Source organism: Nocardiopsis yanglingensis (assembly GCF_045809185.1).
In the GTDB taxonomy this organism is placed as follows: Bacteria; Pseudomonadota; Gammaproteobacteria; order Xanthomonadales; family Xanthomonadaceae; genus Stenotrophomonas; species Stenotrophomonas yanglingensis.
Window position 1 is genome coordinate 120,705 of sequence record NZ_JBJNRH010000014.1, and the last position, 7,919, is coordinate 128,623.

8 protein-coding genes are annotated in these 7,919 nt (G+C 67.1%); 4 read left to right on the forward strand and 4 right to left on the reverse strand.

Going from position 1 to position 7,919, the window contains the following annotated elements; genetic code table 11:
- Window positions 1–16: 16 nt before the first annotated feature.
- The 3 genes from ACJ7C5_RS17260 to rsmD all read right to left on the reverse strand — a co-directional run bounded on the left by ACJ7C5_RS17260 (window position 17) and on the right by rsmD (window position 1,684).
- The gene (locus tag ACJ7C5_RS17260; RefSeq protein ID WP_004153167.1) at window positions 17–508 is read right to left on the reverse strand and encodes a hypothetical protein; all 492 of its coding nucleotides are present in this window, start codon (window positions 506–508) and stop codon (window positions 17–19) included.
- A 61-nt stretch (window positions 509–569) separates the two neighbouring features.
- Complete coding sequence (gene coaD, locus ACJ7C5_RS17265) at window positions 570–1,079, reverse strand: pantetheine-phosphate adenylyltransferase (RefSeq protein WP_008267036.1); 510 nt, start codon at window positions 1,077–1,079, stop codon at window positions 570–572.
- Window positions 1,080–1,105: 26 nt separating this feature from the next.
- Window positions 1,106–1,684, reverse strand: a complete 579-nt coding sequence (rsmD, locus tag ACJ7C5_RS17270; protein ID WP_097047863.1) for a 16S rRNA (guanine(966)-N(2))-methyltransferase RsmD — start codon at window positions 1,682–1,684, stop codon at window positions 1,106–1,108.
- A gap of 806 nt (window positions 1,685–2,490) precedes the next feature.
- Here rsmD and htpG point away from each other — a divergent pair.
- Window positions 2,491–4,380, forward strand: coding sequence for a molecular chaperone HtpG (gene htpG / locus ACJ7C5_RS17275; protein WP_412704603.1), 1,890 nt, complete (start codon window positions 2,491–2,493; stop codon window positions 4,378–4,380).
- Window positions 4,381–4,596: 216 nt separating this feature from the next.
- Here htpG and ACJ7C5_RS17280 read toward each other — a convergent pair whose 3' ends face one another.
- Window positions 4,597–4,896, reverse strand: coding sequence for a hypothetical protein (locus tag ACJ7C5_RS17280; protein WP_094000002.1), 300 nt, complete (start codon window positions 4,894–4,896; stop codon window positions 4,597–4,599).
- 130 nt (window positions 4,897–5,026) lie between these two features.
- Here ACJ7C5_RS17280 and ftsY point away from each other — a divergent pair, with 130 nt between their 5' ends.
- The 3 genes from ftsY (at window position 5,027) to ACJ7C5_RS17295 (ending at window position 7,825) form a co-directional block, all read left to right on the forward strand.
- Complete coding sequence (ftsY, locus tag ACJ7C5_RS17285; protein ID WP_412704604.1) at window positions 5,027–6,343, forward strand: signal recognition particle-docking protein FtsY; 1,317 nt, start codon at window positions 5,027–5,029, stop codon at window positions 6,341–6,343.
- Between the two features lie 82 nt (window positions 6,344–6,425).
- Window positions 6,426–7,550, forward strand: coding sequence for an A/G-specific adenine glycosylase (mutY, locus tag ACJ7C5_RS17290; RefSeq protein ID WP_412704605.1), 1,125 nt, complete (start codon window positions 6,426–6,428; stop codon window positions 7,548–7,550).
- Between the two features lie 5 nt (window positions 7,551–7,555).
- Entirely contained in the window at window positions 7,556–7,825 is a 270-nt protein-coding gene (locus ACJ7C5_RS17295; RefSeq protein WP_125429846.1) for an oxidative damage protection protein, read from the forward strand.
- Window positions 7,826–7,919: the final 94 nt, after the last annotated feature.

Below are 7,919 nucleotides of genomic sequence, written 5' to 3' on the forward strand. Positions count from 1 at the left end.
CCGCCATGGCTCGGTATTACTTGGCTTCGACGAAAATGTACTCGGCACCGGTCGGCTGGATGGCAGCCTGCACGCGGGCGTTGTCGGCCGACTGGCCGATGAAGACGACGCGCACGCCCTTCATCGAATCCGGCGACACGTCCTTGAAGACGGCCTGGATCATGTCAGCCATCTTGCCCGAGGCCGACGAACCGAAGGCCAGCATGTTGCCCGGCTGCACGCCACGGGCCACGGCCTGGGTCGCGCTCTCGGTCTGGCGCTCGTACTTGGCCTGGAAGTCCGGGTCCGATTCCGGCGAGAGGTAGTACAGGAACGGGCTGTTGGTGATGTTGCCCATGTTCTGGATCGCCACTTCCTGCAGGTACTTCTTCCAGCCTGCATCGTCGTCCTTGGACGGAGCGACCAGGGCCTGCTTGGCCTCGTCGACCGGAGCGGCCTCTTCCTTCTTGCAGGCGGTGAAGGCCAGGGCCAACGAAGCGATCAGCATCGCGCGCATGGTGGTGTTCATGGGTTTCCTCCCGGAATGGTGCGTGGTGTTGTACGTAATGGGGTGCGGGTACAGCGGGGGCTTACGACTGTGCCGACTTCGCTTCGCGGACCTTGCGCAGCGCTTCGAGCACCGCGGCCGGCACGAAACCGGACACGTCCCCGCCCAGGCGTGCGATCTCGCGGACCAGCGAGGACGAAATGAAGCTGTGCTGCTCGGCCGGGGTCAGGAACAGGGTCTCGACCTCGGGGATCAGGTGGCGGTTCATGCTGGCCATCTGGAACTCGTACTCGAAATCGGACACCGCGCGCAGGCCGCGCAGCAGCACCCCGCCCTGGACCGAGCGTACGAAATGGGCCAGCAGGGTATCGAAACCGATCACCTCGACATTGCTGTGATGGCCCAATGCGCCACGTGCCAGCTGCACGCGCTGCTCCAGCGGCAGCGCCGGCCCCTTCGACGGGCTCTGCGCCACGCCGACCACGACCTTTTCGAACAGCGGCGCGGCCCGGCTCACCAGGTCGATATGACCGTTGGTGATGGGGTCGAACGTGCCGGGGTAAACGGCGATGCGGCGATTGGCCACGGTCATGGGCGGTTGCAGATGTTCAGATGAGGTCAAAGTGTAGCAGTGGCGCGGCGGTACAGGGCAAAGCGCACCTCGCGGGTTCCGCCCTCGCGGTGCAGCAGCCAGTCCGGCGGCAGCACCGGCACGTGGCCGGCCGGCGACTCCAGGTACAGCCAGGCGTCGGCGGCCAGGTGCCGCGGCAGCTGGGCGAGCACGTCCTGCCACAGGCCATCGGCGAACGGCGGGTCGATGAAGACCAGATCGGCCTGCTGCGCCGTTGCCCCCTGCAGCCAGCGCAGGGCGTCGGCCTGCACCACGGTCACCTGGTCGGCGGCCTGCAGCTTGGCCACGGCGGCGGTCAGATTGCGCCCCAGCTGCGCATCGCGCTCGACCAGGGTGGCGTGGGCGGCACCGCGCGATACCGCCTCCAGGCCCAGCGCACCGCTGCCGGCGAACAGGTCGAGCACCCGCGCGCCGCCCAGTCTGGGCATCAACCAGTTGAAAAGGGTCTCGCGCACGCGGTCGCTGCTCGGCCGCAGCCCGGGCAGGGTCGGCACCGGCAGGCGGGTATTGCGCCAGCGACCGCCGATGATGCGGACCTGCCCTTCATTGCCGCCACGGCCGCTCACAGGCGCCCCCGGCGGGAGGTATTCAAGAATTTCAGCATGAAGGGGATTGTAGTTCGGCCGGCCTGCGGCCGGCACCCGCAGAAGCCGAAGCAACGGCAAAAGCCGGCTATCCGTGGGATGGCGGGGTGGGTCCGGTTGAGGGGGACGCCGTAAATCCGTCCATGGAGGCTCGGTCGCGCCATCCATGGCGCTCACGCCCCCGCAACCGGACCCACCCCGCCTTCGACAGTTTCCTGCGATCTGTCGGAAGGGCTTTCTGCTCTGGTGGGTGCCGACCGTTGGTCGGCACTGGGTTGGATATCGATGTCTTATGGAAAAATCGTTTCGACCAAGGTCGACACCTACCAACAGCCGCCGTTGCCAGTAGATCCACGCCATGCGTGGATGAATTCATTCGATATCCGACAGATGTGCCGACCAACGGTCGGCACCCACCAACAGGCACCGGCCAACTGTCAGAGGCGGGGCGGTGTGGGTTGGCAGGACCGTTGGCGCCATGGGCCCGAGGCATGCCTCGGGCGGGTTGGGCAGGACGCCCAACCCCGGTCTTGCCGTGTGCGCAGGACAGCGCACACGAGCAAGGCGCCATCGAGCCCCCATGGACGGGTTTACGGCGTGTCCTGCCAACCCACACCGCCCCGCCATCCCACGGAATGCCCGCTGTTGCTGTTGCTGTTGCTGTTGCTTCGGCCTCGGCGGGTGCCGGGCGCAGCCCGGCCGACCAACCCCTTGATTTCGGGACAATCAGCCATACCCCTTGGCGAGGCCGCACGCGCTGGCGCGGCATTGCACACGGAGCCTTATCGATGACCGAGACCACCCAGACCGAAACCCTTGGCTTCCAGACCGAAGTCAAGCAGCTGCTGCAGCTGATGATCCACTCGCTGTACTCCAACAAGGAAATCTTCCTCCGCGAGCTGGTCTCCAACGCCGCCGATGCCGCCGACAAGCTGCGCTTCGAGGCCCTGACCCAGCCGGCCCTGCTGGAAGGCGACAGCGAGCTGCGCGTGCGCGTCAGCTTCGACCCCGCCGCCCACACCATCACCATCGAAGACAACGGCATCGGCATGAGCCGCGCCGAAGCCATCGCCCACCTCGGCACCATCGCCAAGTCGGGTACCGGCGATTTCCTGCGCCAGCTGTCCGGCGACCAGAAGAAGGATTCGCAGCTGATCGGCCAGTTCGGCGTCGGCTTCTACAGCGCCTTCATCGTCGCCGACGAAGTGGAAGTGACCTCGCGCCGCGCCGGCCTGACTGCAGGCGAAGGCGTGCGCTGGACCTCGCGCGGCGAAGGCGATTTCGAAGTCGCCACCATCGACAAGGCCGAGCGCGGCACCCGCATCGTGCTGCACCTGAAGGACGGCGAGCACGACTTCGCCGATGACTGGCGCCTGCGCAGCATCCTCAAGAAGTATTCGGATCACATCGGCCTGCCGATCCAGATGCCGAAGGAAGGCGAAGAAGGCACTGCGGTCGAATGGGAAACCGTCAATCGCGCCAGCGCGCTGTGGACCCGCCCCCGCACTGAGATCAGCGACGCCGAGTACACCGAGTTCTACAAGCACGTGGCGCACGACCACAGCGACCCGCTGGCCTGGAGCCACAACAAGGTTGAAGGCAAGCTGGAGTACACCTCACTGCTGTACGTGCCCGGCCGCGCGCCGTTCGACCTGTACCACCGCGACGCGCCCAAGGGCCTGAAGCTGTATGTGCAGCGCGTGTTCGTAATGGACCAGGCCGAGCAGTTCCTGCCGCTGTACCTGCGCTTCATCAAGGGCGTGGTCGATTCCAACGACCTGTCGCTGAACGTTTCGCGCGAGATCCTGCAGTCCGGTCCGGTCATCGATTCGATGAAGGCGGCGCTGACCAAGCGCTCGCTGGACATGCTGGAGAAGCTGGCCGCCGACAAGCCGGAGCAGTACGCCACGTTCTGGAAGGAATTCGGCCAGGTGCTGAAGGAAGGCCCGGCCGAGGACTACAACAACCGCGAGAAGGTGGCCGGCCTGCTGCGCTTTGCCTCCACCCGTGGCGACGGCGATGCACAGAGCGTGTCGCTGGCCGATTACCTCGGCCGCATGACCGAAGGCCAGGACAAGATCTATTACCTGACCGGCGAGAGCTACAGCCAGGTGCGCAACAGCCCGCACCTGGAAGTGTTCCGCAAGAAGGGCGTGGAAGTGCTGCTGCTGACCGACCGCATCGACGAGTGGCTGATGGGCTACCTGACCGATTTCGACGGCAAGGGCTTCGTCGACATCGCCCGCGGCGACCTCGATCTGGGTGCGCTGGAAACCGAAGCGGACAAGCAGGAACAGGAAGCAGCGGCCAAGGACAAACAGGGTCTGGTCGAGCGCCTGAAGACGGTGCTGGGCGACGACGTTGCCGAAGTGCGCGTCTCGCACCGCCTGACCGATTCGCCGGCGGTGCTGGCCATCGGCGAACAGGACCTGGGTCTGCAGATGCGCCAGATCCTGGAAGCCAGCGGGCAGAAGGTACCGGACAGCAAGCCGGTACTGGAGATCAATCCGGGCCACCCGCTGATCGCCAAGCTGGATGCGGAAGCCGATGGCGCACGCTTCGACGACCTGGGCCGGGTGCTGTTCGACCAGGCCGCGCTGGCCGCCGGCGACAGCCTGAAGGACCCGGGTGCCTATGTGGCCCGTCTGAACAAGCTGCTGCTGGAGCTGTCGGCCTGATCGACAGGGTGGTCGCCGGGCATGGCCCGGCGCTGCTCTGGTAGATGCCAACCTTGGTTGGCACTGCTGCTCTGGTAGATGCCAACCTTGGTTGGCACTGCTGCCCTGGTAGAGGCCAACCTTGGTTGGTGCCCCAAAAGCGTGCCAACCAAGGTTGGCACCTACCAGGGGTGCGAGCGTGTCAACCAAGGTTGACACCCACCAAAGCCGGGCGGCTCAGACCTCGCGATCCAGCAGCGAGCCCAGCATCTGGTCCTGACGGCGGATCATCGTGGCATTGGCGGCGAAGACCACCACCTCGGCTTTCGCTGCCAGCAGATCACCCAGCGGTGCGGCGGCATCGGCGCCGGTGGAAGTCACCGCGGCCTGCACCCCGCCCTGCTCCACTGCACTACGCTGCAGCTGCAGGCGCTGGGCTTCGGGGGTCGCCAGGTTGGCCACATTGTGCGCGGCCACCTGCACGCCCTGCTGGGCCGCACGCATACCGCTGAGGGCGATTCCCATAACGTTGTTCATGGGCGGTCTCCGGGCCGCTCCGCGCAGCCCTCCGGACCGGTTAACGGCCGGGGGACCGCGTCCTTGAGTCCACATCGGCCCGACAGGCCCGAGTGGTAGCATATCCCTCTGATTTCAGCGCCTTTTGCCAATGCTCAGTTTTTTCCGCCGCAAGAAGCCCCAGGATGCCCCCGCAACGGAGGCTCCCAAGACCCAGCACTACTCGGCTGAAGAGCTGGCGGCGGCATTCCCGTCGGCCGCGCCGATCGAGGACAAGGAGCCGGCACCGGTAGCCGTACCGGCCGAACCTGCACCGGTCGAGCCGCCCCCGGCAGCCGCCGTTCCGGTCGCTGTCGAGCGCACTCCGGTGATTCCGGCCCCAGCCGCACCGGTTCCGGCAGCTCCGGCGCCGACGGCGCAGATCGACGTCGCCCCCATCGCGCCCCCGGCCATCGAACCGGCACCCGCACCGCTGCCTGAGCCCACCGCGGCACCGGTCACCGACGACCTGCCTGCCGCCGCCTCTGTCGACGCCGTGCCTGCCACGGCTGGCAAGCCCGGCTGGCGCGAGCGCCTGCGCAACAGCGTCATCGCGCGCAGCTTCGGTGGCCTGTTCTCGCGCAACCCCAAGCTCGACGATGACCTGCTGGACGAGCTGGAAACCGCCCTGATCACCGCCGATGTCGGCGTTGGTGCCACCACCGACCTGGTGGAGGGCCTGCGCAAGCGCATGAAGGCGCGTGAATTCGTCGACGCCAACGCTTTGCTGGCCGCGCTGCGTGCCGAACTGATCGCGATCCTGCAGCCGGTGGCCAAGCCGCTGGTGATCGACCGCACCGCCAAGCCCTTCGTGGTACTGACCGTCGGCGTCAACGGCGTCGGCAAGACCACCACCATCGGCAAGCTGGCCAAGCGCTTCAAGGACGACGGCCACAGCCTGATGCTGGCCGCCGGTGATACCTTCCGTGCCGCCGCCGTGGCCCAGTTACAGGCCTGGGGCGAGCGCAACGGCGTGGCCGTGGTCGCACAAGGCCAGAATGCCGATGCCGCTTCGGTGGCGTTCGACGCGCTGCAGGCCGGCAAGGCCCGCGGCACCTCGGTGCTGATCGCCGACACCGCCGGCCGCCTGCACACCCAGTCCGGCCTGATGAACGAACTGGGCAAGATCCGCCGCGTGCTGGGCAAGATCGATCCCACCGCACCGCACGAAGTGCTGATGGTGATCGACGGCACCACCGGCCAGAACGCGCTTTCGCAGCTGCGCCAGTTCAATGCCGCAGTGAACGTGACCGGCCTGGTGGTGACCAAGCTGGACGGCACCGCCAAGGGCGGCGTGGTGTTCGCACTGGCCCGCGAGTTCGGCATTCCGATCCGTTTCGCCGGCATCGGCGAGCGCCCGGAAGACCTGCGCGTGTTCGACCCGGAAGCCTTCGTCGACGCCCTGCTGCCCGAAGCGCTGGGCGGCTGATACACCGCGCAGCCACGCATGGCGTGGCTCTATTGCAATCCGGTAGAGCCACCCCACGGGTGGCTGCCTCTCTGGAACACCGATGCCCCGCCAGCCGCACGCCAGCGCCAGCACTGCCCAGGAAGACGGCTTCGTCGCCCACCTGCTGCACTGGTTCGACGACCACGGCCGCCATGACCTGCCTTGGCAGCACCCGCGCAGCCCCTACCGGGTCTGGCTGTCGGAGATCATGCTGCAGCAGACCCAGGTGGCCACGGTCATCCCGTATTTCCAGCGGTTCCTGCAGCACTTCCCGACCCTGCCCGACCTCGCCGCCGCCAGCAACGACGCGGTGATGGCGCAGTGGGCCGGGCTGGGCTACTACGCCCGCGCACGCAACCTGCATGCCGCTGCAATGCGCTGCGTGGAACTGCACGACGGCGACCTGCCGCGCGATTTCGACGCACTGCATGCCCTGCCCGGCATCGGCCGCAGCACCGCCGGTGCGATCCTCAGCCAGGCCTGGAACGACCCGTTCGCGATCCTCGACGGCAACGTCAAGCGCGTACTCAGCCGCTACCATGGCATCGAGGGCTTCCCCGGCCTGCCGGCCATCGAGAAACAGCTGTGGGCCATTGCCGAGGCGCACGTGGCGCAGGTGCCGGCCGGGCGCATGGCCGACTACACCCAGGCACAGATGGATCTGGGCGCGACCGTATGCAGCCGCGCCAAACCGGCCTGCGTGATCTGCCCGCTGCAGGACGCGTGCGTAGCGCGCCGCGAAGGCCGCACCGCTGAACTACCCACGCCCAAGCCCAGCAAGACCCTGCCCGAGCGCGAAGCAGTGGCCCTGCTGCTGCGCGACGCGCAGCAGCGCGTGCTGCTGCAGAAGCGACCGGACACCGGCATCTGGGCGCAGCTGTGGACACTGCCGCAGGCCGACGCCGGCAGCGTGCTGCAGGACTGGTTCGACGTGCATGTCGACGGTTCGCTGGAAGAGGCCGAAGAGCTGCCAATACTGCAGCACACCTTCAGCCACTACAGGCTGCATCTGCAGGTACTGTCGCGGCAGGTGCACGGCCTGCGCGTGGAAGAACCCACGCTGCGCTGGGTCGCCAGCGATGAGCTGCCCGCACTGGGCCTGCCGGCGCCGATCCGCAAACTGCTCAACGGCGCCACGATCAAGACGCCGAAACGAAATTCCAAGAAACCCCGCAACCACGAGTGAGTGCCATGCCCCGAACCGTCTTCTGCCAGTACGAACAACGCGATGCCGAAGGTTTGGACTTCGTGCCCTACCCGGGCGAGCTGGGTCAGCGCATCTTCAACAACATCGGCAAGCAGGCCTGGGCGGCATGGCTGGCGCACCAGACCATGCTGATCAACGAAAACCGACTGTCGCCACGCACGCCGGAGCATCGCGCGTTCCTTGAAGGCGAACTGGTCAAGTTCCTGTTCCAGAAGGACGCGGAAAAGCCGGCCGGCTTCACTCCGGAAGCCTGACCTGCCGGTAGCGGGGGGGGGGGGGCCGCCCCCCCCCCCCCCCCCGCGCGCCCCCCCCCCCCCCCCCGGGGATGGGTTGGTGGGGAGGGGAGCC

Coding starts and splice junctions, on each gene's coding strand:
- ACJ7C5_RS17260 (WP_004153167.1), bottom strand. CDS start 508: ATGAACACCACCATGCGCGCGATGCTGATCGCTTCGTTGGCCCTGGCC.
- coaD (WP_008267036.1), bottom strand. CDS start 1,079: ATGACCGTGGCCAATCGCCGCATCGCCGTTTACCCCGGCACGTTCGAC.
- htpG (WP_412704603.1), top strand. CDS start 2,491: ATGACCGAGACCACCCAGACCGAAACCCTTGGCTTCCAGACCGAAGTC.
- ACJ7C5_RS17280 (WP_094000002.1), bottom strand. CDS start 4,896: ATGAACAACGTTATGGGAATCGCCCTCAGCGGTATGCGTGCGGCCCAG.
- ftsY (WP_412704604.1), top strand. CDS start 5,027: ATGCTCAGTTTTTTCCGCCGCAAGAAGCCCCAGGATGCCCCCGCAACG.
- mutY (WP_412704605.1), top strand. CDS start 6,426: ATGCCCCGCCAGCCGCACGCCAGCGCCAGCACTGCCCAGGAAGACGGC.
- ACJ7C5_RS17295 (WP_125429846.1), top strand. CDS start 7,556: ATGCCCCGAACCGTCTTCTGCCAGTACGAACAACGCGATGCCGAAGGT.